Genomic DNA, 24,362 nt, shown 5'->3' with positions numbered 1-24,362 from the left:
GTAAGCATCCGGCGAAGACCGCGCGCGGGTCATTTTCGGCTCAGGCGGCTTGATCAACGTTCCGGATGGCAGAGCGCCAATTCCATGGCAGCAGTTCGTCGAGCCTTTGGACGGGATGCTCGGCGATGCGCGCCAGAACGTCGGCGAGCCAGGCTTGCGGATCGACGTCGTTCATCTTGGCGGTGACGATCAGGCTGTACATCACCGCCGCCCGCTCGCCGCCGCGATCCGAGCCGCAGAACAACCACGACTTCCGACCTAAAGCGATGCCGCGCACGCCACGCTCCGCCGCATTGTTGGACAGGCAGATGCGGCCGTCATCGAGGAAGCGGGTAAATGCGCTCCAGCGCTTGAGCATGTAGTCCATGGCCTTGGCGACATCGTTGCTGCGCGAGAGCTTGGCGCGTTGTGTGCGCATCCAGGCTTCCAGATCGGCCACGAGCGGCGCGCTGAGTTCCCGGCGAACTGCCTGGCGCCTTTCGGCGCTCTGACCGTTGATGGTCCGCTCGATCTCGAACAGGGCGTCGATCCGGCGGACTGTTTCCAGCGCCAGCGGCGAGATCACTGCCGGCCTCTTGCCCTGAGCCTTGCGACGCGCATTCTCGGCCAGATCAGCCATCACGAAGAACGGCCGCCGGGCATGGACCCAGCACGCGGCTTCCAGGATCGGACCTGCGTTGCGGCCCGGTTCGTAAAGCCTGCCATAGCCGCCATAGGCATCGGCCTGGAAGATTCCGCTGTAGTTGGCCAAGTGAGCCTGGGGATGCTCGCCGGCCCGATCGCGCGAGTAATAGAACACCGCGCCCGGCGGGGCCTGCCCTCCAAAAGGCTTGTCGTCGCGCACATAGACCCAGATCCGGCCGGTGTCGGTCTTGCCTTTGGCCAGGACCGGAACCGTGGTGTCGTCCCCGTGCAATCGCTCGGCGCTCAGTACGTAGGCCTCGAGGCGCTTGAACAAAGGTGCCAGCGCCGCGGTGCAGCCGCCGACCTGGTCGGCCAGGGTCGACAGACTGATCGGCACGCCCTCCTTGGCATAGCGCTCCGCTTGCCGGTTCAGCGGCTGATGTTGACCAAACTTCTCGAACAGCACCATCGCCAGCAGGCTTGGCCCCGCCCAGCCGCGGGCAAGCACATGGAACGGCGCCGGAGCCTGGCTGATCTTCTCGCAATCACGGCAAGTAAACTTCTCGCGGACGTGCTGGATCACTTTCCAGGATTTCGGGATCACCTCCAGCGTCTCGGTGATGTCCTCGCCGAGCTTGGACAGCCGCGCGCCGCCACAGCAGGCGCACGCCACAGGTCCCGGCACGATCACCCGCTCGCGAGGTAGATGCTCCGGGAACGGCTGGCGTGACGGCCGCTTGCGCGTGAACGACGCCACCTTCGTGGTTTTGGCCGCGGCCATTTCGGCGGCGAGTTCGTCCTCCGTCGCCGAACTCTCCAGCTCCTCCAGCGTCAGTTCAAGCTGATCCAATAGCCGCGCGGTACGCTCCGAGCGCGGACCATGGCGGTCGCGGTTGAGTTTCTCGATCTGCAGCTTCAGATGGGCGATCAACGCCTGGTCGTCGGACTGCCGGGCACGGGCGGCCGCAGCCTCCGCCCGAGCAACGATCAATGCCGCTTGCAGCGTTTCGATGTCGTCTGGCAGCGATTCAAGGCCGTCACCCATGGCCCCGATGGAATCACAAAAGAGGCGATTTGAGGCGTCTTTTCTTCCGCACCTCAGAACTTTTTTGAGCCTATCCTGCGCTCTGTGGCCGCCACGTGTGCTGCGGATTGCGCCAGTCGATCGCCTCCAGCAGATAACTCATCTGCGCCGCGCTCAGCCCCACCACACCGCCCACCGTCGCCGGCCAGACAAAACGGCCACGGTCCAACCGCTTCGCGTAGAGCGACAATCCAATTCCATCGTGCCACAAGGCCTTGATCAGCGAACCGCCGCGTCCGCGGAACACGAAGACATCTCCGGCGAACGGATCGCGACCAAGGCTTTCCTGCACCAATAATGACAAACCCTGCATGCCCTTGCGCATGTCAGTGTAGCCGGTCGCAATCCAGATGCGTGCGCTCGAAGAGACTGGGATCATCGACGCTCCAGAACCTGCAGCACCCGCGCCAGGGCGGCCGCATCGACGCCCGCATCGACAATCACCCGACGATCCCGGCCAACGACGATCACCATCTGCCCGCTCGTCGCTGTGGCAGCAACCGCCGGCTCGACCTCAGCGGCAAGGACGACCCGCGCAAAGCCGGATTGCTCGCTTTGAGGGCTGATCGGCTCGGGACCGAACGAGCGCCGCCATGTCATCAGCAACGAACGTGATATGCCATGGCGTCTTGCTGTCGACGATATCGCGCGCGGCGCTTGAAAGCTTTCGGTCACGATCCGCAGCTTTTCGTCATCCGACCAGCGTCGCCGGCGACCAGTCTCGACCACCTCAAGCCGTTCAAGCTGAGTACTGCGCTTATGGCTGTCCATAAGGACTGTTACGCACCAATTGGACTAATCCAACAAGGCGGCCCTCGCCGGAGGGAGACGCTTCTGCTGAGACCCAAAGGTCGGCAAATCGGCAAGAAGGGTCGCAACAGTTGCCAAGCTATCGGCCCGGTTGGTGCCGATGATGCCGGTTGGTCCACGTTTGATCCACCCGGCGACATAAACAGGGCATTTGCCGGCTAGTGTCATTTCGGCGCGGCCATTCTGGTTGGGAATCGTGCCGCGCGCATCATCGAAGGGAATGCCCTCTAAAGCACGACCGCTGTAGCCAACACTGCGGATCATGAGCCCGGCTTTTATGGACAGCGTCTGCCCGGTCCCGACCGCCTCCTGGCGGCCAGCGGCGCCAACGAGCCGCGTTCGCTCAAGAACGAGTTCTTCGAGTTTATGCTCTCCCCGCGCTTCTCTTGGGCTCAGAAAGAAGTGGATTCGGCAGCATTTCGGCTTCTCCTGCTGCCGCGAGGCGAAGCTCCGGAATGCATCGAAATTTCGTGCGCGGGTGGGCTCACGGACATCGGCCAGTTCAGATTTACAAGCGTCGCTCAGGAGCAGGTCATTGGGGTCTACAGACGGATCACATTCAGACAGTTGACCGAGTTCGCGCAACTCTTTGCTGGTGAAGCGCGACTGAACCGGTCCTCTGCGACCAATCAGATGGATTTCACGAATGCGGCTTTCAGCCAAAGCATCCAGCGCATGTGCTGCGATATCTGTCTTTCGCAGTTCATCCGGCGATTTGGCCAAGATGCGGCAGACGTCGATTGCGACGTTACCTTGACCAATGATAATGGCGGAGCCCCCCGAGAGATCGAACACAAGATCGCGGTAATCGGGATGTCCGTTGTACCATCCGACAAAGGACGTTGCGGCGTGACTTCCCTGAAAATCCTCGCCGGGAATACCAAGCTTTCTGTCGGTCGCTGCTCCCGTCGCAAGGATCACTGCGTGGTAGCAATCTGCCAGCTCGCGCAGGGTGAAATCTTTGCCAAATGTGACGTTGCCGACAAACGAGAGACGGGGATCCCGAGCGATCTCCGCATAGGTGTTGGCGACGTCCTTCAAGCGCGCATGATCAGGTGCGACACCATAACGAACCAAACCATAAGGGACCGGGAGCCGTTCGAGAATATCGACCTCGGTTGTGTGCTCGGACTGCAGCAGCGCTTCGGCCGCGTAGAAACCGCTTGGCCCGCTGCCAATGACTGCTACCCGTAAGGGGTTGTCTGCTGATCCAATTGCGTTCACGGCGACCGGCTCAATGTGTCTAGCTGGGACCGTAGCCGAGGGCGGCGCGCCGCTCCTCGGCGCCCGCTAAGGGCGTTTGCTTACTCCGGATCACAGGTGTGTTGCCGGATTTGTAAGCGTTGATTTGAACCCACATCTGCTGGTCCTGCGAAAGGTCCGCGCTTTCGCTGATCGCGTGAACCGGGCAGGCCGGAACGCAGGCCGCACAATCAACGCATGCGATGGGATCGATATACATGCGATGATCATCCCCGTGGAAGCACGCTACCGGGCAGACCAGAACGCAATCCGTGAACCGACAGTCGCTACAGTTCCCAGTAACCACATGGGGCATGGTCGCTCCTCATTCGAACGTCGTTTTCGCAGTGCATCAGCCGCCCGTCGCGGCCATGATTCGTGAAATCTTCTCAGGCTTCTCATTGAACTCGTGGCGCTCCGGCTTTAGGCTCATGGCCGAGCGAAGTGCCCCCACTATCTCGTCGTCGCTGACGCCGCGACGCAAGAGTGGGCCGAATGCCAGCTGCTCACGCTGACCCAGACAGAGATACATTGTCCCGTCGACTGCCAGCCGCACGCGATTGCAGGTGGCGCAGAAATGTTCAGATAGCGGGGTGATAAAGCCGATGCTCAATCGTGCATCTGGCGTTTTCATGTACCGGGCCGGTCCGCCGCCGGGCACGTCGGCTGCGACGAGACCGCGCTCTTGCTGCAGGCGGCGCCGGACAGGTTGGAGGTCGAGGTATTGGGCATTCCGGCCTGTTGCGCCCATCGGCATCGCTTCGATCAGACGAAGAACAAATCCCTGCTCGATGCAGAAATCGACCATCTCATCGATTTCATCATCGTTCACGCCCCGCATCGCGACCATATTGATCTTGATCGGCGCGAAGCCGGCTTGTTTCGCCGCCTCGAGACCGGCCAAGATATCGGCGAGGACATCGCGGCCGCAGATTGCGGCGACGCGCTCGGCACGCAGAGAATCCAAGCTGACGTTGATGCGCTGTACTCCGGCCTCTCGCAGAGGTGCGGCGAGAACCTGCAAGCGGGTCGCATTGGTGCTCAAAGATAGGTCGTCGATGCCCGGTATTGCCGCAAGTCTTGCCGCCAGATTCGGCAGGTCCCGCCGAACGAGCGGCTCTCCACCCGTGAGGCGGATACGCTTCAGTCCACGAGGAGCCATGATCGAGATCAGGCGCTCGATCTCATCGAACCGTAACCAGGACGCTGGTTCCTGAAATCCGCGGAATCCGCTTGGGATGCAGTAGGTGCAGCGCAAGTCGCATCGGTCGGTGACCGAAAGCCGCAAATACTCAATTCGGCGCCCGAATGTGTCTACCAGGAGTGGGGCTTGCGATTTCATATGATGCCGCCGCGATTTCATGTCGACACGCAATGCGCACAACCAGGGATTCACCGATGATCGGTCCCTGGGCCTGGCCTGGTGAAGTACCGGTGCAAATGAAAGGTCTGAGTCCGGAGCGAATGGCAAAGGCGAGCCGGCACCAAGAGATTCGGGGCAACCGGTACTCAATTCGATTGAGTCGTTGGATTTAACTACAAAAGGCCGCTCTTGGTGACCGTAAGTCCCAAGCGCAGATTTCCCTTAACCGGACGGTAGAAGGAATATGCCGATGTCTGCCAGCATCCAAACCAAAGAGGCGAGCACGAAGGAATTCTTTGGCGGTTGCCCCCACGACTGTCCTGACACCTGCGCAATGATTTATACGGTGGAAGGTAACAAACTGGTCAACGTCCGCGGTAATCCCAAGCACCCGATCACGCGCGGCGGCTTGTGCGTCAAGCTCAACGACTACGCGGATCGCCATTACAATGCCGATCGCGTGCTGTATCCCCTGAAGCGCAACGGGCCGAAGGGCAGCCGGGCCTTCGTGCGGATCAGCTGGGAACAAGCGCTCGCGGAAATTAAAGATCGCTGGACGAAGATCATTTCAAGCAATGGTGCAGAGGCCATCCTCCCAGTCAGCTATCTCGGCAATGAGGGCCTCGTGCAGGGGCTGACGGTCGGCGATGCCTTCTTCAACAGACTCGGCGCTACCGTTTGCGAGAAGACCTATTGTGCATCGGGTTCTTCCACCGCTTGGCTCCTCACGGTCGGGCCCACGAATGCGTTGGATCCGGAAAGCTTCGCCTATTCGAAATACATCATTATCTGGGGCTGCAATTCCCTTAGCACCAACCTGCATCATTGGCCCTTCGTCACCGAGGCGCGTCAAAAGGGTGCAAAGGTCGTTGTTATCGATCCGTACCGGTCGCGCACAGCCAAGCAGGCCGATTGGCATATCGCGCCGAAGCCCGGCACCGACGGCGCTCTCGCTATGGCGATGATCCAAACGTTGATCGCCGAAGACCTGGTCGATCACGATTATGTCGACAAGTATGTTCTTGGTTATCCGGAGCTCAAGGGGCACGCGGCAACCTGCACGCCGGAGTGGGCTGAGAAGATCACCGGCATCCGTGCCGATGACATACGCAAACTGACGCGCGAATACGCGAAGTCGCGCAACGCCTCGATCCGCATCGGTGTGGCGCTTGAGCGTACCGCAGGCGGCACCCAGGCCATCCGTGCTGTCATCGCGATTCCCGCCTTGACCGGTGCCTGGAAGGACGTCGCCGGCGGCATCTATCAAGCACCGCTATGGGAATTCCCCGTAAACTTCGGAGCGATTTGTCGCCCCGATTGGATCAAACCCGGCACGCGGGTGGTAAATCTGCTCAAGCTAGGCGAAGCGCTGCTTGGCGAGACCAAGCTTGATCCGCCGATCAATTCGATCATGGTCTACAATACAAATCCCGTGACCCAGGCGATGGACGTCGACAAGATCGTCCGAGGGCTTCAGCGCGACGATCTATTCACTGTCGTCGCCGATCATTTCATAAGCGACACCGCGGCTTACGCAGATATCATCTTGCCGGCGACGATGGCCGCCGAACACGATGACATGATGTTCTCCTGGGGACACTACTACCTCACGCTCAATCAGAAGGCCATTGAGCCGCCCGGTGAGGCCTGCTCGAATGCAGAAATCTTCCGCAGGCTTGCGAAGACGATGGGATTGACCGACCCCGAGTTCCTGAAATCGGATCTCGAGTTGGCCGAAAGCACGATCGACTGGACCGCGCCGCAGGTAGCGGGTGTCGATATGGATCTTCTGCGGAAGCAAGGCTTTGCCAAGTTGAACTTGGGTCCGGCCGATACGCGAACGCCTCACGCAGAGGGAAATTTCAAGACGCCGTCGGGCAAGTGTGAGATCCTGCTGACCGGTGCCACAAATTTCGTGGCACCGCCGTTTCGCCAGCTTTACAACGAAATGCAAAGCGGCGAGCCGATCGAACCGCTTCCCGGCTATACCAGGCCCTATGAGAGTGCGGCTGACGAACCTGAACTTGCCAAGCTTTATCCTCTGAGCATCATAGCCCCGAAAAGCCACGCATTTCTCAATACCAACTACGCCAATGAACCCAAGAAGCGGAGACTGCAGGGAGATCAGTTCGTTCTCCTTAGCCCGCAGGACGCCGCTGAGCGTATGATCGAGCACGGCGACAAGGTGAAGGTGTACAACAAGACGGGCGGCTTCCACGGCGTCGCCCATATCACCGATGACGTTCAGGCCGGACTGGTTGTCGCTACTGTCGGCTATTGGCGGACGCATAACGAAGAAGGTACCGTCAATAGCGTATCCGCAGCTCGGTTCGGTGGGATGGGCAACTGTCCTACGTTCTCGGACAATCTCGTTCAGGTGGAGCGGATCGTGGGCAGGAATGCCGCACGGAGCATGTATGAGCCTGAGCCGGTCGCGTTGGTGAGAGCCTAGCCGTCTGACAACATGCGCTTGTGGGTCCGCAGCTTGATAGTTGCGGGCCTGCTGGCGGGAATAATCAGCATGACGCCGCACCTAACACGGCGTTAGAGGAAATACCGATTGCCCAAGGCTCGCAAAATTGTCCGATCTCCGACCGCTTGGCTTGGGATCGACGAACCAGCCAATGTTCCGTTAGAAGCAACAGTGTCTTTCCAGTAACGGCTCTTCAAGTCAGTGACGACTCGCATTAGCCTGACGGCTTAGATCTGCGTATCGTGGCTGCTCGCGCCGCAGGTTCGTGTGAGCGTCTGGAGAGCTGCAATGCAGGAGAATGTGCCGCTAACGATCGGTGTCGATCACGTAGGCCTTACCGTAAAGGATCTTGCACTGACGCGGAAGTTCTTTTGCGATTGCCTTGGTTGGCGGGTTGTTGGAGAGGATCCAAGCTATCCAGCAGCCTTCGTATCGGACGGAAATGCCATTGTGACACTCTGGCAAGTCGAGGATCCGGAGACCTGCGTGCCGTTCGAGCGCCGCCGTAATCTCGGTCTGCATCACCTTGCGTTGAAGGTTGTGGATCACAAGGCGCTTGACGCATTGCACGCGTGTGTCGCGGCGTGGCCTGGTAATGAGATTGAGTTTGCGCCGGAAAGGTCGGGCAAGGGTCCGAAATTCCATTTTATGATACGAGAGCCAGGCGGCATCCGGATTGAGTTTGCCTGCGTGTCTCCCGCCACCGGTTAGCCGAGCTCCGGTTGGTGAACGCCGCTCCGGCGATCGATCAAGTTCCTCTCTAGTGATGCCCCGTTCCGTCGTGCCAAGCCCGGCGTGTCAAAAGGAAGACCTTCGTGAGAAGTCCTAAGATTCTGGTTCTTGGTGCCGGGGGCATTGGCGGCTACTTTGGCGGCCGTCTGGCCGAAAGTGGTGCCGATGTCACGTTCCTCGTCCGGGAAGGACGGCGCAAAATCCTCTCCGAGCAAGGGTTACGGCTCGAGAGCCCATTCGGGGATGCGCAGTTGGCTGTGAAGACAGTGGTCGCGTCCGAAGTGGCACCGATTTTCGACGGAGTAATTCTGACCTGCAAGGCATACGACCTCGATGCGGCCATAGCGACGATCGCGCCGGCCGTGGCACCGAGCGGCTACGTCTTGCCATTCCTGAATGGTATTGCCCATATCGACCTCCTGAACCAAAGATTCGGTCAGCGCCGCGTGCTCGGTGGTACTGCCAAGATTCAAGCAACCCTCACGCCGAGCGGCGCGATCCGCCAATTCAACGATTGGCGGACGCTCACTTTTGGCGAGCAATCTGGCCAGATGACGGAACGCGTGACAACGCTGGCGGCTCTATTTGCTGCTGCGAAAGGCGTCGAAGCCTTCGCGGTAACCGACATCGTGCAACGGATGTGGGAGAAGATCGTCCACCTCTCGACGGCTGCTGCGATGACCTGCCTGATGCGCGCGAATGTCGGCGAGATTGTTCGCACTCCCTATGGCCGTGAGCTTTTCCTTGAACAGCTTCGGTGCGGTGCCGCGGTGGCAGCCGCCAACGGCCACGCGCCTAGCGATAGCTTTATGAAACTGTGGGAAGAGACGTTCTCGCAGCGGGAGTCGCAATACGCGACGTCGATGCTGCGCGACGTCGAACGCGGTGGGTCGACAGAGGTCGATCACATCCTGGGCTTCATGCTCAACAAGGCGATCGACGCCGACATTGAGCATCGCACATTGATGCTTGCCTATACGCACATCAAGGCCCTCGAGCAGAGACACGCGGCAGCCCGTCTGCCCCGATCGCACGCTATCACGCTACAATAGCGCACGTGAACTGCACTGCGAGTGCCGCAGATGGTACACGTCAGACCCTCGCATTGATTGAATTGATCCGTGAAGCGACAAAAGACCAATCGCTTTCGGCGATAAGAGGATCGTGTTTATTCGTTTGACCTTCGCGAACACGGGTGATGAAGTTTATAAAGAGGGTGTCTGTCACTACCGACATCAGTTGAGCAGCATTTTGAACCTAACGCCGGTTATCACATGCAGATTTACTTGGATAACACGCCGTTGGGTCTGTATTGCGGCTGGCTCGCTCGCATGTTGCCAGAGGTGCCCGACGGCGGCTTCATTGGAGGTTACGTCTTATGCCCATGACGATGGCCGGAGAGGTCCAACTTGCCGCGAACCGGGAAACTGTGTGGGAGAAACTGAATGATCCGGATGTTCTAAAGGTGTGCATTCCGGGCTGCGAAGAGCTCGTGAGGTCGGCGGACAATCAGTTTAGTGCAATTGCAAAGATGAAGGTCGGCCCAGTCTCGGCGAGATTCAAGGGGCGAGTCACTCTGAGCGATCTCGTTCCCCCGAGGAGCTACCGGATTTCGGGCGAAGGTGAGGGTGGGATCGCAGGATTCGCTAAGGGCGTCGCCACGGTCGCGTTAGTCGCGAACGAGGAAGGTACGTTGCTATCCTATGGCGTAGAGGCGCAGATAGGTGGCAAGCTGGCGCAGTTGGGTCAGCGCTTGATCAGCGGGTCGGCGAAGAAGATCGCCGACGAGTTCTTTTCGCGCTTCGCAGATGTAGTCAAAGGTCAAACCCGCTAACTCTTTAGTGTATCTGCGCTCCGTCGTTCCTGGTGGGCCTGCGGCGATCGTAGGGGCCGCGCCGGTCAGACGACCTCGGACACGGCCTTGCGGATGGCTTTCTCGAACGCCTCCGGCGGCTGGGCTCCGGTGATTAGGTAGCGATCGTTGACCACCACGGCGGGAACGCTGCTTATCCCTGCTCGATGCCATTTTTCTTCCGCGTCGCGCACCTCGTCAGTGTAGCGCCCTGAGGTGAGCACATCGCGCGCAGCCGCGCCTTCAAGGCCAACAGATTCAGCAGCGGCGACGAGCACGCTGTGGTCACCGGGATTTTGCATGTTGGTATGGTAGGCGGCGAGCAGCGCGCGCTTCAGCTCTTCCTGCCGCCCTTCGATCCGAGCCCAGTGCAGCAGGCGGTGCGCGTCAAATGTGTTGTAGAAGCGGCTTTCGTCGGTAGTCACCATGTCGAAGCCAACTTGCGCGGCGAGAGCGTGCTGGCGCTCACGGTTCGCGATCGCCTGCTCGCGCCCGACGTTGTATTTGCGTGCCACGTTGTCGAAACGGCTCTCACCCTCCGGCGGGATCCCTGGATTGAGTTCGAAGGGCTGGAAACGGATGTCAGCCGTCAATTGCCCTTCAAATCGCCTCAGGGCAACATCCAGGTTTCCTAGCCCAATTACGCACCAGGGGCATGACACATCAGATATGAAGTCGATCTTGACCGTCTTAGTCATGGAAATGTCGCTCGCTATTCGCTTGGTCACGTTTCGGGGATGCCACGCGCCCCCGAGCTCATTAGCTAGATAGGGTGACTTAACCATCGGATGAACCGTTGCGGACAGAAACACACTCTTCCGTAGATCGTTACACTCATGTGCTTTTCGGCCGGACACATAAGCGGGTTCGGACACCGGCCGGAAGCAACGGCCACCCAAAGCCAGACGTACTAAATTACGCTGAGGGACATAACCATTCATTCTGGGGGCGGCAAACGCGGTTCGATCAAAGAACAAGCAGTTCTCCAGGATCGCTTGTCGATCACGTCGATAATAGGTAGGGCACGGCACTGCTGCTGCGTCCTCCCCGTCCGTAAGCGAGCAGTCGGCAAGGAGATTACGGTTGGTTGACGCCTGGGTATGATGGCCTCTCGTATCGTCGCCTATGATCTTGCCAAAAAGCGAGATAAAGGGGCTCGCTGCAGAACGGAGATCCAGGCGCCGCGTAGATTGACATGGTCTCATTGGCTGACGAGCGAAACACTCGAAGAAGCGGGAAAGGCCCCGATGTCATTCTACTGGTTGATGCCGCGCAACTGATTGCGTCGCCTGAGGCGTCTATCAAATTGGCGCGCCGTATCGAGGAGTTCGAAATCGGTTGGTACGAAGAGCCCGTCATGGGCAGCAATCCGCATTCAGAAGCCAAGGTTGCCGCGGCTATCAATATCCCCGTCGCCACTGGCGAGTACACGTATAACCACCAGGGCATCTTTGAACTGCTGCAGCTCAAGGCTGCAGATATTCTGATGCCTGATCTGCAAAGGATGGGCGGGCCGACGGAGTTCCTAAAAGCCGCGGCCATTTGCGAGGCATTCGATATCCCTGTGTCTTCCCATGTCTTTCCGCAAATGAGCCTCGCGCTCATGGCGTGCGTGCCCAACGCGAGCTATCATGAATATATTAATTGGTTCGACGCGCTCTACCAGGAGCCGCTGGTGAGGGACGAAAGAGGCGCAAGCATCGTGCCTAACAGGCCGGGTTGGGGCTTCGCCATCGACCCGTCCGTATTGGCGGACTGATGCTCCCGGCGCTGATCTTTCACGCGCTGGCTGCAAACAAATCCCATCGACCGGGGAGGCCTTTGAGTTCATATGCTCCCCGCTCGTCAAATTTCAGTGCGGCTCCCGCTACGAGATCCGAGACGACGCGGGATACGAGGACCTCCTCGGGCTCCGAATTTGCCATGACACGGGCCGCCGCGTGAACTGCGATACCACCGATATCGCGGCCCCTGACCTCGATTTCTCCCGTATGCAGACCCGAACGCAGGGGCAAGCCAATCTGCTTGGCTGCGGCCGAGAATGCCAGCGCGCAACGTACAGCACGACCTGGTCCGTCGAAGGTTGCGAGAATGCCGTCACCGGTGCTCTTGATCAGGCTGCCACGGTGTCTTTCAACCATCTGGCGTGCCAGCTGATCGTGACTGTCCAGCAATCTACGCCAATTCTGGTCGCCCATTTCGGCAGCGCGACGAGTTGAATCGACGATGTCGGTGAACAGCACGGTCGCCAGGATGCGCTCCAGATCGGCCGATGCGGTCTCGCGATGCCCGGTGATGAACTCTTCAATATCACCGAGCAACGCCTCTACGTCGCCTGTCCAGAATGCATGATCCCCGCCGGGATATTCGATATATTTGGCGTCGGGAATTCGCGCAGCGAAGTCGTGTCCCAAACGGACGGGGACCAGTGCGTCGGCTGTCCGGTGCAGCACTAATGTCGGGACCCGCACAGCCGGAAGGATATGACCGACGTCGATCTGGAAGTTTAACAATTGGGTGGCCTTCATTGCGCCGGGGCTCGCCGACAGGCGCTCAAACTTGGCAAACTTCGCGACAGCGTCAGGGTCGGACGCCCTGCTGGATATCACACCTTTCATCAGGGCACCGGTCCCCCAATTCTTCATCTGCTCCTGAGCGATCACCTCTGGATCAGCGTCCGTAAAAAGATCCCGGTAGCGGACAAACGCTCCGAACAAAGCGAGGTGCGAAACGCGCTCGGGGTAGGACGCAGCGAACATTGCGCTCATTGCGCAACCCTCGGAAAATCCGAGCAGAGCCGCGCGCTGTGCGCCGACGGAGTCCAGAACAGCTCGCACGTCGTCCATGCGCTCTTCGAGCGTAGGGGCGCCTGAGATCCTGTCCGACAGTCCTTGGCCGCGCTTATCAAAGGTGATGACGCGCGCGAATTTTGAAAGACGTTGCAAGAACGCCGTATACCCGGACATCTCGTGCAAGAACTCGACATGCGAAATGGCACCGGGGATGGCGATGATATTGATGGGGCCATCCCCCATGGTTTGATAAGCGACACTTATGTCGCCGCTCATCGCGTACCGTGTCAACGGTAGTTCTGAATAGCTCATTTGATGGCCATCCCCAGTGGTCGTAGCTCTGTCGGCTGCATGATAACACCGCCCAAATTGCTGCGCGAGGCTTGTTCGGGTCATTCGCGTCGTTGTGAGGACGTCGAGTGTCGGCGCGAAGTAGACATTCGGTGTAACACGGTGCCCGAAAGCGCTATTGGACCAAACCGTTCGCGCGACCTCGAGAATGCCGAGTAATCTGAATGAGAGATATGGCTATCTCGGAAAAGCGTTTGATAGCGATACCGGTCGGTGCCTAGCGTGAATTCGCTCGAGCGCAAACCTACGACGCAGATAAGCTAGTGCAGTGGAACGAGGGCGTACAAAATCGCCGAAGCTGTTCCGTTGTTGGGACCGTCAGAGGGACGGCGTGCGCGTCATCTTAACTGACGAGCTGGCGACATGCCCAAATGCAAAAAGCTGGAGCGATGTCCAAGCAAGAGGGAACAGAATGACTGGAATCGTCCTCTATGGTTTCGACGGCAGTACGTATGTCCGGACAGTCCGGATGCTGCTCGCCGAGAAAGGTGCGCGATACGAACAGGTGCCAGTGAATGTACTCAAGGGTGAACCGCGCCAGTCCGAGCACATGGCGCGCCATCCTTTCGGTAAAGTGCCGGTGCTGGACCACGATGGCTTCCGCATCATCGAAACCGGCGCTATCGCGCCATATCTGGACGAGGTGCTGCCGGGCCCGTCGTTCACGCCGGATAGTTCGAAGGACCGAGCGCGAATGCGCATGGCGATGGGCATCATTGATTCCTATGGTTATGGCGCGCTGATCGCTGCTGCTGGATATCACTTGTTTCCCGACCTGATCGGCGGGCGGAATGAAGAAGCGAGAAAGCAAGCGATTGTTAGCAGCCGTCGGGTACTGCAGGAGCTTATGAAAATTCGTGGCGGTAGTGCCTTTATCGCGGGCGAGCGTCCCTCACTCGGTGATTTCTACGTCGCTCCGATCTGTTGCCTCGTTTCACTGACCCCGGATGCTAACGAAGTCTTCGCGGTAGACGGTTTCGCCCGATGGTGGGAGCAGATACAAACAACGCCGAGCTATCAGGCGACAGCGCCCCGGTTCGGCTGGGATTTGTTGTTTGCTGCCGCAGCGGCGGGTAGGGGTGCGAGCTGAGGCGGGCAAGCCGACCTCAGAGGTTGCGGCGGATTTCACGGACGCCGCAACCGAGCCTCCGGCGCAGCAGCGGGCGCAGAGTCACGCCTTCAGCTTAGCCAACTTCAGCGGCGATCTGGTCGACGCTGGCGTGGCTGGTCTTGAGCAGATGCACGGGGCGTTGATGCGACAAAATCTATGACCATTTCCTATCATTAGTCGCTGCCGGACGATTTCGATATCTCTCTCTGAACACAAAATCCTGGAGCATATCGCAAGGCACGCTCGGCGTGCAGCCCGCCGCGCTGCGAAGATGATTGATCTTCGTTCGCGCTCAAGCGGCGAAAATCGACCTGCGACTGCGCTTGACTTGCTAAAGCGCGGTGCCACTAGTTGTGCCTTCAAGAGTTGCAGAATGGTGCCGCCGGCGCGTGCCCGCTTCAAGCGGCTACCTTCCGGCCGTCAATTTGTCCTGCGTTTTCGTCTCAAAATCGCTGGCGTCATGTCGCTCATGCAGTTGACTTGAGGCGTCGCCAGTGACGCGGTTGACCATTCGCCCGCGTTGGACGGCCGGCCGCTCGGCGATCGCGTCTACCCAGCGCGCAATATTCCTGTACTCCTGTGCTTGAAGGAACTCAGCCGCTCCGTAAAGCCAACCCCTCGTCAGGCCAGCGTACCAGGGCCAGGCGGCGATATCGGCGATTGTGTAGTGGCTGCCAGCGACAAATTCGTTCGTTTCGAGCCGCCGGTCGAGCACGTCGAGTTGGCGTTTCGTTTCCATGGAGAATCGATCTATGGCATATTCGATCTTGGTCGGCGCGTACGCGTAAAAGTGGCCGAAGCCTCCGCCCACGTATGGCGCGCTTCCGGCCTGCCAGAACAGCCATGATATGCATTCGGCTCGTGCACCGGGTTCGGTCGGCAGGAAGGCGTCGAATTTCTCGGCCAAGTATATCAAGATGGCTCCGGAGTCGAAGACCCGGATCGGCGATGGTCCGCTTTGGTCCACCATGGCCGGGATCTTGGAGTTCGGGTTCAGCGCAACGAAGCCGCTTCCGAATTGATCGCCGCGGTCGATTCTGATGAGCCAGGCGTCGTATTCTGCGCCGCTGTTGCCGAGCGCCAACAGCTCCTCAAGCAGGATGGCGACCTTCACGCCGTTTGGCGTTCCCTGGGAATAGAGTTGGATGGGGTGGCGGCCGAGTGGGAGTTCCTTGTCGTGCGTCGGGCCGGCGACCGGTCGGTTGATGTTTGCGAACCGTCCGCCGTTCGGCTTGTCCCAACTCCAAACCTTCGGCGGCGCATATTCGAACGAGGAAGTCATTCTCAAAACTCCAGGTCTTTCCTCACCGCAAGTCTAATCGCCAGTGCGAGACAAATCGCATCGATCACTTTAGCTTATGTCTCCTTCGTACGAACGTGAATGTCCGTTGTCCGGTGCACACTGTTTCGTTGAGCGATCGAGTGAGATCGACGTTGTATGTTTGGAAGCGATGGATCCGTCCTATCGTCGACTTACTTAGTTAGATCAGTCCGTTTCAGCCCGCTGACACGGCGGGATGCGCGTTCGCGGGCAGTTTTGACTTATGGGCACAGCCCGCCGGCCTGTTCACAATCTGCAGCCGAGATAAGTGCAATCTGAATTATTCGTTTTTCGGATCGGCGTTGTGCCCTTACCAAGGAAACACGGCCTCAAAGAGGACTGGATCGTCGCAAGGACGGAAACCACTACCGCTATACGAAGTGCGATCGGTCCGATCCGGGAGAATCGGCAGACACGGGCGTTCCTGCACGACGTCATGCGGGAGGTTGTTGCGGTTGGGAACGCCCATGGTGCGGAGCTTTCGGGCCATTGCCGATGTCCTCGCATTACGCGAGGCCGGCGCGCCTGCCGCATACGAGACGAGGTCAATGGAGAGCTACGGTGCCACTTGACCAGGAAACTGCAGACCGAGATGTGAAGATTGCAATGATCGAGGTCATTGTAGTCAGTATCCCGTTCGCAGGAGGCAGTAAGTCAGCCGAATCGGCCTGGGGAAGAAAGAATGCCGGGAGCGCCGACTCATTGCTGGTCAAGGTAACGACCGAGGGCGGAATTATCGGCTGGGGCGAGGCGTTCGGCTTCACTGCAATTCCCGCCGTCAAAGCTGCGATAGAACAGGTTATCGCTCCCTTGTGTATCGGCCTCAGCGCGCTGAACATCGGATCGTTGATGCTCGACGTTCAGAAGCGCCTTCACATATTCGGGCGAAGCGGCGCCATCATGTTCGGGATTTCCGCGATCGATATTGCGTTATGGGATATCCTGGGAAAGGCAACCGGCCAACCCCTCCACCGGCTTTTGGGTGGCTCAGCAGCATCCGAGCTGACCTGTTACGCAAGTCTTGTTCGCTATACTGACCCGCAGCTTCTCGTCGCGAACGTCGATCGAGCTCTGGCCGATGGCTTCTCCCATTTGAAGCTCCATGAGATCACCGTGGATGCAGTTCGGGAGGCACGAAAAGCTGCTGGCGATAACGTGGAAATCACGCTGGACGTCAACTGCCCATGGACCGTGCGTCAGGCCCTCGATATGAGCGCTAAGCTGCGACCTTTCAATCTGCGCTGGCTGGAAGAACCCATTTGGCCTCCAGAGAACTTTGGCGGTTTGGCTCGATTGCGTCGTGAGGGTGGAATACCCATTGCGGCAGGGGAAAATGTTTCAACGTTGGTGGAGTTCCAACAAATGCTTTCGGCTGGCGCGGTCGACTTCGTTCAGCCCAGCCCGGCCAAGATGGGAGGCATCTCGGAACTTCAGAAAGTGTTCTCGCTTGCGGCGGCAAGCGCGACCGAGGTGATGGTCCACTCGTTCTATGATGGCCCCGGGTTGCTCGCGAGTGTACACGCAAGCGCCGCACTAGGCTCGAAAGACTCGCTGGTGGAGTGGCGGTACTTCGACCTTGAGGCACAGCTATATGGCGATGCAATGCGGCCGAGGAACGGAACGATTGTCGTTCCCCAAGGGCCTGGTCTGGGATTCGACCCTGATGCCGACGTAGTTCGGAGCTTCCGAGTCCGAAGTTGAGTTCTTTTCAGCGATCGACGGATAGAAACATGCTTCTCAGGCGCTATCTTGTTTACGCAGGTGTGTTGTTGCTCCTGGTACTATCTGTCTCCGTGGGTACCAAGAATGTTTCTTCGCGAGAGTTGCCGGACACGAGTAGCGCCGGTTTCGTGGAGAAGCTCTACAGGCTGGATTGCGGGCACTCGCTTGCCAACGATCAATCGGTTTGGACTCCGGGCGAAAACCAAGGGCGCAGCATCGAGTTTTCATCAACCTGCTGGCTGATTAAACGCGGAAACCAATGGTTGCTCTGGGATACTGGAGTGCCGGAGGCGACGGTTAACGATCCGAACGGTTGGTCGACACTGCCTAAGCTGATCGTCTATCGCTTGGACAAGACTCTAACGAGTCAGCTTGCGGAGATCGGTCTCAAGCCATCCGACGTCGCCTATGTCGCCATTTCCCACACCCACGGGGACCACATCGGTAATGTCGGCCTGTTTCCTGATGCGAGGATCCTAATGCAGCGCGCGGAGTATGAGTGGATCCATGGAAGCAATGGGCCAAACGAAAACGTGAATCAGCTGATGGCGCTGGCGCGCCGCCTGCTTGGAAATCCCAGGGGTATGCGACTGCTTGACGGAGATCTCGACGTATTCGATGACGGAAGTGTTACGCTCATATCCACCCCGGGACATACACCCGGTAGCCAGTCGCTGCTCGTCCACCTCAGAAATTCCGGCTTCATCATACTGTCGGGCGATGTCGTCCATCTCGAAGAGAATTTCGCCAAGAGCAGGGTTCCTTCGCTCAATACGGATAAACAGGCATCCGTCGAATCGATGGACAAGATCAGGCAGATCATCAAGACCTACGATGCCACAATGTTCATCGATCACGACAAGAAGCAAACCGACGGCCTTAAGTTGCTGCCGGCATTTTATGACTGACTTGTTGTGAACCGCCAGCTCTTCAAATTCGCCGACAGTTCCGCGATCGTTGATCGAAAGGTCAAAGCGTCGTTCCGCCGTCCAGGTAACGTTGACACGCACAACATGGCCGGCAGCATGCAAACATATCGCGGATGTGTGCGGACCGTTCGTCCAGGTTTTTCGGCTGCGAATGGTCGGCCGGTCCTGCCGTTGTTTCGCTTGAAGGGACAGTGTCTTTCTAGCGGGAGATCTTCGAACCCGCAGCAATCGTCGTACACTAGCGTCCAGAATCGACGGCTGCGCGTCGGTACGCGCGTCGCCACTTGTCGAGCAGGCGATAACAATGTCCAGGAGGAAACGAATGACGGGCAGAAAGTTCATTGCGGCCATTTCGATCGCCATCGGTGCGGCTGCCGCAGCGTCCGTTGCCGGTGCCAACGACTCGGTCGTCAAGGCCGTCGCGAATACCGATCAGTGGGCGATCGCCGGCCACGACTACGGCAATACGCGCTTCAGTCCTCTCAGTCAGATCAATTCTGACAACGCCAGCAAACTGTCCCTGGCCTATTCGTTTTCGCTCGGTTCGCTGCGGTCGAACGAGTCGTCGCCGATCGTGATCGGAAACACGCTGTATGTCTCGACCTCATGGGGTCCGAAATATGTTTACGCGCTCGACGCCGCGACCGGCGCACGCAAGTGGACCTATGAGCCGGAGATTCCGGACGATGTGTTGCAGTACGCCTGCTGCGACGTGGACAACCGCGGCGTCACCTTTGCGGATGGAAAGATTTTCGTTGGCCGGCTCGACGGCAAGTTGACGGCGCTCAACGCAGAAACAGGTGTGGAACTCTGGACGACTGAGGTCGTCGACTACAAGCAAGGGTCAGTCATCACTTCTCCTCCGCTGGTCGTGCGCGACAAGGTGATTACTGGCTTCGGTGGCGGCGAATATGGTGTTCGCGGTGCGCTTCAGGCGTTCGATTTGAATACGGGTAGGCAGGTCTGGAAAACATTTACCGTCCCGGCGCCGGGGGAGCCCGCGAGCGAAACCTGGAAAGGTGACACAGGATTGAGGGGCGGCGGAGTTCCGTGGCTGGTCGGCTCGTACGATGCTAAGACCGATACCGTCTATTGGGGTACCAGCAACGCGGGCCCGTGGAATACTAGCGTCCGTTCTACCGGCGACGGAAATTTCGGAAAACTGACAAACTTGTACACATCCTCGACGCTTGCGCTTGATCCGAATACCGGCAAGATCAAGTGGCATATTCAGAGTACCCCGGCCGACGCGTGGGACTACGACGGCGTTAATGAGAATGTTCTGGCCGACCTGAGCATCGGCGGCAGCACGGTTCCCGCTTTGATGAAAGCTGACCGCAACGGCTTCTTCTTCGTCGCCAATCGCGAAACCGGTAAGCTTCTGTCGGCCGAGAAGTTCGTCTTCGCCAATTGGGCGGAAAAGTGGGACGTCGCGACGTTGCGCGCTGTCGAGAATCCCGACAAACGTCCGGGACCTGGCCATCCAGTCAAGGACATCTGCCCGAACGTGATCGGCGGCAAGAACTGGCAGCCGATGTCATTCAATCCGCAGTCCGGGCTGGTCTATATTCCGTCCAACAATTTCTGCATGGACTTTTCAAACACCGATGTCTCGTATAAGCGCGGCCTGTTCTATCTGGGCGCCGATTTCCCAGCCAAAGAAGGTCCGGGGGGGTTCCTTGGTGAGTTGATTGCGTGGGACCCGGTCAATAACAAGAAGGTGTGGTCAATCAAGCAGGACCTACCGTTCAACGGCGGCACGTTGACCACCGGTGGAAATCTGGTCTTCTACGGCAACCTGCACGGTGACTTCCACGCAATTGATGCCGCCAACGGCAAAATCCTTTGGAAGAAGAACCTTGGTTCCGGCATCGGAGCCGGCCCCGTGACCTACGCTGTCGATGGCAAGCAATATGTCGCCGTCGTCGTTGGTCGTACGGCTTCCATTCCCGCATTCCTGGGAGAGATCGGAAAGAAGATGACGGCAGCTGCACCTGAAGGTGGCTCGCTCTTCGTATTTGCCGTTCAATAGCCGACCAATCGGGCATCGTCCGTCGCACCAGCGCGCTGTGTGACGGACGTCGTGCACAACAGAGGGGAACCGTGGATGTCAGTGAACGTCACGGGCAACTTCAAGGTATCATGCGGAAAAGTCTACGTACTCTTGCGAGCGAGTCCTCTTGCGTTGATAGCTATTCTTGCGCCGGTTGGTGCGAGCTTCAGCGTCGATGCGGACGACGTCAAGCCGCTGCGCTTATGCGCAGATCCGACTAATCTACCGTACTCCAGCGATGATGCTTCCGAGCCAGGATTCTACCTCGAGGTCGGTCAGGCGATCGGAAAGGCGCTGGGCCGTCCTGTGACTTACAATTGGTACAAGACCTATTTTGGCAAGCGCAGCGTGCGCGTCACCTTGCTGGGAAAGAAATGCGACGCAATGATGGGCTTGCCACTCTCCGACGACTTCATGGGGCCTTCGGTTATCTTCTCTCGAAAGATTTCGGAGCAGGCCTACGCCCTCGTCACGGGGAAAGAGCTAGTCGTCGGCAGCATTGACGATCTGAGGGGGAAGCGGGTGGCGGTCCAGTACCAAACGACACCACAAAACCTGCTCGCTCTTCGGGATGATATCGAAAAAGTCACCGTAATGAGCCCGGACGAAGGCATGAAGGCGCTGGATCTCGGTACGGCGGAGGTCGCCTTTGTCTGGGGGCCAACTGCCGGCTGGCTTAACAAGACGCAATACCAAAACCGCTACAAGATCCGCACCGTCGAAGGGAAGGGTTTATCTTGGGACGCCGCGATCGGATTTGCAAAAACCTCGGTAGAACTCCGCGATCAGGTCGATGCGGTCTTGCCGGACCTCGATCAGACAATCGGTGATCTGGCCACAAAATATGGTTTGCCAAGCGACACGTCGACTAGGCTCCTGGTATCCGAAAACTCGCCGAGTCTCCTCGTCCCTCCGACCGCCGCGACAGAGGTTCCTTCTGCTGCGCACTCCCCCTCGGTTACATCGAAGGACTCGAAAGCACATGCAGGTGACTCCGCCAGTACCGAGGCGGGCAGGGAAATCTTCAATTCAACGTGCGCCCATTGCCACGGGACCGACGCAGTGCAGGGCGAGCGTCGGATCGATCTCCGAAGATTGCAGCTTCGTTACGGCGAGAATGCGCGCTCGACGTTCTGGACAACTGTCCACGAGGGGCGTCCTTCGAAAGGCATGCCGGCCTGGAAAGACGTCTTTACCGACGAGGATTTCGACAACATGTATGCCTATCTGACCACCGTGCAGGCCTCGGCCGGTTCCGCGAATTGAAGGGGCCCGCCAGAATCTCGGACCTAATTCGATCGACCGGTGTGTTCGGCTACCGCTTGAATGAGAAATGCTTCACCAACGCGCGCGAGTGCCAGGAGATGAACTATGCAGGATAGTGTCCCGTTGACGGCCGGCGTCGATCACGTCGGACTTGCCGTGAAGGATCTGGCGCTTGCGCGTGGCTTCTTTTGTGATTGCCTTGGCTGGAGAGTCGTTGGCGAAAACCAGAATTATCCTGCGGCGTTCGTGTCCGACGGAAATGGAATCGTAACGCTCTGGCAAGTCGAGGATCCCGAGACATGCGTCCCGTTCGACCGCCGTCGCAACATTGGCTTGCATCATCTTGCTCTGAAGGTTGTGGACCGCAGCGCGCTTGACGCATTGCACGCCCGTGTCGCAGCATGGCCCGGCATCGTGGTTGAGTTTGCGCCGGAACGATCTGGCAAGGGCCCGAAGGTGCACTTTATGGTGCGAGAGCCGGGCGGTACCCGGGTCGAGTTCGCCTGCGTTTCCCCTGCCGTCGGATAGCGAGATCGAATCCTGCAACGCAACGGGCCCATGCGGTTGGCATATCGCTGCAACGACGATCAGGACCGGCGTCTTCTGAAGATGGTGAGCTTGATTGCCATTTTCGTGCTGTCACTGGGCGCTTCTCGGTGTCGCGTAGGAGATCGCGAGGGTTGATGGTCCGGATGGGCGTTGGCGGTCATGGTGAGGATCTCAGCGAGTGCGAGGTTTCTCGCTCGCAACAATACATACCCGCTGCCGGCAATCCGCGCCGCGCGCGACCACGGAGAAGTTTATGACGACGCATGCTAGGCGCAGCATCCTGATTACCGGCGCTGGCTCCGGGTTGGGGAGAGCATTTGCAACTGAGGCGCTTTCATCCGGACACTCGGTCGTAGGGACGGTGCGGAGCGAGGAGGCCAGGTTGGCCTTCGAGGCAATGCATCCGTCGCGAGCCCGGGCCTTGCTACTCGACGTCACCGACTTCGCGGCAATCGGTTCTGCGGTGGCGAAGGTTGAAAGCGAAATTGCTCCGATCGATGTTCTCGTGAATAATGCCGGATATGGGCACGAAGGTATTCTCGAAGAGTCTCCGCTGGAGGAGATTAAGCGTCAATTCGACGTAAACGTGTTCGGCGCAGTTGCGATGATGAAGGCTGTGCTGCCAAGCATGCGCGGGAGGCGCCGTGGACATGTCATCAACATCACTTCGATGGCCGGATACGTGGGTTTGGCGGGCATCGCCTACTACGCGGGGAGTAAGTTCGCTCTCGAGGGTATCTCCGAGGTGCTGGCGAAGGAGGTTCGTCACCTCGGCATCCGGGTAACGGCGATCGCGCCAGGCTCCTTCCGAACCGACTGGGCAGGGCGGTCGATGGTTCGGAGTCCGCGGAGCATAACCGATTACGACTCACTCTTTGATCCTGTCCGGCAAGCCCGCGCGGAAAAGAGTGGAAACCAATCTGGAGATCCCGTCCAGGCCGCGCGAGCGCTGCTGAGGGTCGTGGAAGCCGAGGACCCGCCGGTGCATCTTCTCCTTGGTACCGATGCCCTGAAGCTGGTTCGCCAAAAACTGGAATCGCTTCGACACGAGATCGATGCTTGGGAATCGATGACGCGATCGACTGAATATGCATAGGATGCCGAAGGTGACATGCTCAAGCGGCGGGCCTCGCGACATTTTTGTCGGCCGGGCTTCCAGTCTCACGGTTGGAGAATGCTTCCAACGAGTGGTTGAAGTGGTACATCGCCGTTATTGAGCAGTCTGGTACCACTGATTTCATATCGACCGGAGCTATGGCCGCTTTATGCGTTCAAATAAAACTGACGAACAGCTGCGGCTGTTGCGGTGTGGAGCCGAACCGACGCTCGCAAGGTTTTGGATGATGCGTAGACCCAGACCGTATGTGCGAGGTGTCGTGGTCTATCTCGCACCTCGCGTATTCGCGTTACGATAGTGACGCAGCGATACTGACAGTTTGTATCCGCAAACCAATGTGCGGACTTCCGTGTGCCATCTCGCGAGAGGTGCTCGGAAGTGAAAGGGCGGGAGGTTCAGGCGTGCCGACAGTCGATTTGACGATCAACGGGAAGGCTGTATCTGTAGACGTTGAGGATAGAACCCTCCTTGTTCACGTCTTGCGCGAAAACCTCAATCTGACCGGCACCCATGTCGGCTGTGATACCAGCCAGTGCGGCGCCTGCGTCGTCCATGTCGACGGGCGAGCGGTAAAATCCTGCACCATGCTGGCGGGACAGGCCGCAGGCTGCGACGTCACCACCATTGAAGGCATTGCCAACGGCGACGAGCTGCACCCGATGCAGGCTGCGTTCCGCGACAACCACGGCCTGCAGTGCGGCTACTGCACCCCGGGCATGATCATGTCGTCAATCGACATCGTGAACCGCTATGGCGGCAAACTAGACGAGACGACCGTCCGGCACGAGCTCGAAGGCAACATCTGCCGCTGCACCGGATACCACAATATCGTCAAATCGGTGCTGGACGCGGCCGGCCGCATGAAGGTCTCGCAGGCGGCGGAATAGCTGCCGCAGACCATCGGCTTGAATTGATGACCGCTGCGTTTCGATGGAAACCGCAGAAACAATAACTCCGGTCGGGAGGACAGG

23 protein-coding genes are annotated in these 24,362 nt (G+C 58.7%); 14 read left to right on the top strand and 9 right to left on the bottom strand.

Going from position 1 to position 24,362, the window contains the following annotated elements:
• Positions 1 to 40: 40 nt before the first annotated feature.
• The 6 genes from tnpC to moaA form a co-directional block, all read right to left on the bottom strand.
• Complete coding sequence (gene tnpC / locus UP06_RS26535) at positions 41 to 1,669, bottom strand: IS66 family transposase (protein ID WP_044999807.1); 1,629 nt, start codon at positions 1,667 to 1,669, stop codon at positions 41 to 43.
• A 70-nt stretch (positions 1,670 to 1,739) separates the two neighbouring features.
• Positions 1,740 to 2,087, bottom strand: a complete 348-nt coding sequence (tnpB, locus tag UP06_RS26530) for an IS66 family insertion sequence element accessory protein TnpB (protein ID WP_044999806.1) — start codon at positions 2,085 to 2,087, stop codon at positions 1,740 to 1,742.
• Positions 2,084 to 2,479, bottom strand: a complete 396-nt coding sequence (gene tnpA, locus UP06_RS26525) for an IS66-like element accessory protein TnpA (protein WP_044999804.1) — start codon at positions 2,477 to 2,479, stop codon at positions 2,084 to 2,086. The genes tnpB and tnpA overlap by 4 nt, the downstream gene beginning before the upstream one ends.
• A gap of 24 nt (positions 2,480 to 2,503) precedes the next feature.
• Positions 2,504 to 3,742 carry an FAD-dependent oxidoreductase gene (locus UP06_RS40210; protein WP_197087390.1) on the bottom strand — a complete coding sequence of 413 codons (1,239 nt, stop codon included), beginning with the start codon at positions 3,740 to 3,742 and terminating at the stop codon, positions 2,504 to 2,506.
• A gap of 19 nt (positions 3,743 to 3,761) precedes the next feature.
• The gene (locus UP06_RS26515; protein ID WP_245305549.1) at positions 3,762 to 3,980 is read right to left on the bottom strand and encodes a 4Fe-4S binding protein; all 219 of its coding nucleotides are present in this window, start codon (positions 3,978 to 3,980) and stop codon (positions 3,762 to 3,764) included.
• Between the two features lie 132 nt (positions 3,981 to 4,112).
• Entirely contained in the window at positions 4,113 to 5,156 is a 1,044-nt protein-coding gene (gene moaA / locus UP06_RS26510) for a GTP 3',8-cyclase MoaA (protein ID WP_197087388.1), read from the bottom strand.
• A 217-nt stretch (positions 5,157 to 5,373) separates the two neighbouring features.
• On the opposite strand from moaA, the gene UP06_RS26505 reads away from it, so the two are divergent.
• The 4 genes from UP06_RS26505 to UP06_RS26490 all read left to right on the top strand — a co-directional run bounded on the left by UP06_RS26505 (position 5,374) and on the right by UP06_RS26490 (position 10,162).
• On the top strand, positions 5,374 to 7,575 hold the full coding sequence (locus UP06_RS26505) for a molybdopterin-containing oxidoreductase family protein (RefSeq protein WP_045006635.1): 2,202 nt from the start codon (positions 5,374 to 5,376) through the stop codon (positions 7,573 to 7,575).
• Between the two features lie 309 nt (positions 7,576 to 7,884).
• Entirely contained in the window at positions 7,885 to 8,307 is a 423-nt protein-coding gene (locus UP06_RS40205) for a VOC family protein (protein ID WP_082078494.1), read from the top strand.
• A gap of 104 nt (positions 8,308 to 8,411) precedes the next feature.
• On the top strand, positions 8,412 to 9,380 hold the full coding sequence (locus UP06_RS26495) for a 2-dehydropantoate 2-reductase (protein ID WP_045006615.1): 969 nt from the start codon (positions 8,412 to 8,414) through the stop codon (positions 9,378 to 9,380).
• A 326-nt stretch (positions 9,381 to 9,706) separates the two neighbouring features.
• On the top strand, positions 9,707 to 10,162 hold the full coding sequence (locus UP06_RS26490) for an SRPBCC family protein (RefSeq protein ID WP_045006614.1): 456 nt from the start codon (positions 9,707 to 9,709) through the stop codon (positions 10,160 to 10,162).
• A gap of 65 nt (positions 10,163 to 10,227) precedes the next feature.
• Here UP06_RS26490 and UP06_RS26485 read toward each other — a convergent pair whose 3' ends face one another.
• Positions 10,228 to 10,878, bottom strand: coding sequence for a DsbA family oxidoreductase (locus UP06_RS26485; protein ID WP_045006613.1), 651 nt, complete (start codon positions 10,876 to 10,878; stop codon positions 10,228 to 10,230).
• Between the two features lie 497 nt (positions 10,879 to 11,375).
• Between UP06_RS26485 and UP06_RS26480 the strand changes: the two genes are divergently transcribed.
• Positions 11,376 to 11,939 carry an enolase C-terminal domain-like protein gene (locus tag UP06_RS26480; RefSeq protein ID WP_050032063.1) on the top strand — a complete coding sequence of 188 codons (564 nt, stop codon included), beginning with the start codon at positions 11,376 to 11,378 and terminating at the stop codon, positions 11,937 to 11,939.
• Positions 11,940 to 11,958: 19 nt separating this feature from the next.
• Here UP06_RS26480 and UP06_RS26475 read toward each other — a convergent pair whose 3' ends face one another.
• Positions 11,959 to 13,284, bottom strand: a complete 1,326-nt coding sequence (locus UP06_RS26475) for an adenylate/guanylate cyclase domain-containing protein (RefSeq protein WP_045006612.1) — start codon at positions 13,282 to 13,284, stop codon at positions 11,959 to 11,961.
• Positions 13,285 to 13,735: 451 nt separating this feature from the next.
• Here UP06_RS26475 and UP06_RS26470 point away from each other — a divergent pair, with 451 nt between their 5' ends.
• On the top strand, positions 13,736 to 14,413 hold the full coding sequence (locus UP06_RS26470) for a glutathione S-transferase family protein (RefSeq protein ID WP_045006611.1): 678 nt from the start codon (positions 13,736 to 13,738) through the stop codon (positions 14,411 to 14,413).
• Between the two features lie 427 nt (positions 14,414 to 14,840).
• Here UP06_RS26470 and yghU read toward each other — a convergent pair whose 3' ends face one another.
• Positions 14,841 to 15,716 carry a glutathione-dependent disulfide-bond oxidoreductase gene (yghU, locus tag UP06_RS26460; protein WP_045006609.1) on the bottom strand — a complete coding sequence of 292 codons (876 nt, stop codon included), beginning with the start codon at positions 15,714 to 15,716 and terminating at the stop codon, positions 14,841 to 14,843.
• A gap of 307 nt (positions 15,717 to 16,023) precedes the next feature.
• On the opposite strand from yghU, the gene UP06_RS42730 reads away from it, so the two are divergent.
• The 8 genes from UP06_RS42730 (at position 16,024) to UP06_RS26425 (ending at position 24,278) form a co-directional block, all read left to right on the top strand.
• Entirely contained in the window at positions 16,024 to 16,353 is a 330-nt protein-coding gene (locus tag UP06_RS42730) for a ketopantoate reductase C-terminal domain-containing protein (protein ID WP_156163241.1), read from the top strand.
• An 8-nt stretch (positions 16,354 to 16,361) separates the two neighbouring features.
• Entirely contained in the window at positions 16,362 to 17,456 is a 1,095-nt protein-coding gene (locus UP06_RS26455) for a mandelate racemase/muconate lactonizing enzyme family protein (RefSeq protein WP_197087386.1), read from the top strand.
• A 29-nt stretch (positions 17,457 to 17,485) separates the two neighbouring features.
• On the top strand, positions 17,486 to 18,385 hold the full coding sequence (locus UP06_RS26450; protein WP_050032061.1) for an N-acyl homoserine lactonase family protein: 900 nt from the start codon (positions 17,486 to 17,488) through the stop codon (positions 18,383 to 18,385).
• A gap of 343 nt (positions 18,386 to 18,728) precedes the next feature.
• Entirely contained in the window at positions 18,729 to 20,438 is a 1,710-nt protein-coding gene (locus UP06_RS26445) for a PQQ-dependent dehydrogenase, methanol/ethanol family (protein ID WP_082078770.1), read from the top strand.
• A 75-nt stretch (positions 20,439 to 20,513) separates the two neighbouring features.
• A complete protein-coding gene (locus tag UP06_RS26440; RefSeq protein WP_050032068.1) occupies positions 20,514 to 21,725 on the top strand; it encodes a c-type cytochrome in 1,212 nt (403 codons plus the stop codon).
• Positions 21,726 to 21,848: 123 nt separating this feature from the next.
• The gene (locus UP06_RS26435) at positions 21,849 to 22,253 is read left to right on the top strand and encodes a VOC family protein (protein ID WP_245305548.1); all 405 of its coding nucleotides are present in this window, start codon (positions 21,849 to 21,851) and stop codon (positions 22,251 to 22,253) included.
• 274 nt (positions 22,254 to 22,527) lie between these two features.
• The gene (locus UP06_RS26430) at positions 22,528 to 23,370 is read left to right on the top strand and encodes an oxidoreductase (RefSeq protein WP_045006606.1); all 843 of its coding nucleotides are present in this window, start codon (positions 22,528 to 22,530) and stop codon (positions 23,368 to 23,370) included.
• 422 nt (positions 23,371 to 23,792) lie between these two features.
• Positions 23,793 to 24,278, top strand: a complete 486-nt coding sequence (locus tag UP06_RS26425; protein WP_045006605.1) for a (2Fe-2S)-binding protein — start codon at positions 23,793 to 23,795, stop codon at positions 24,276 to 24,278.
• Positions 24,279 to 24,362 lie beyond the last annotated feature (84 nt).

Origin of the sequence: Bradyrhizobium sp. LTSP857 (assembly GCF_000938285.1) — a bacterium.
Taxonomy (GTDB): domain Bacteria; phylum Pseudomonadota; class Alphaproteobacteria; order Rhizobiales; family Xanthobacteraceae; genus Bradyrhizobium.
This window is presented reverse-complemented; position numbering and strand designations above follow the sequence as displayed.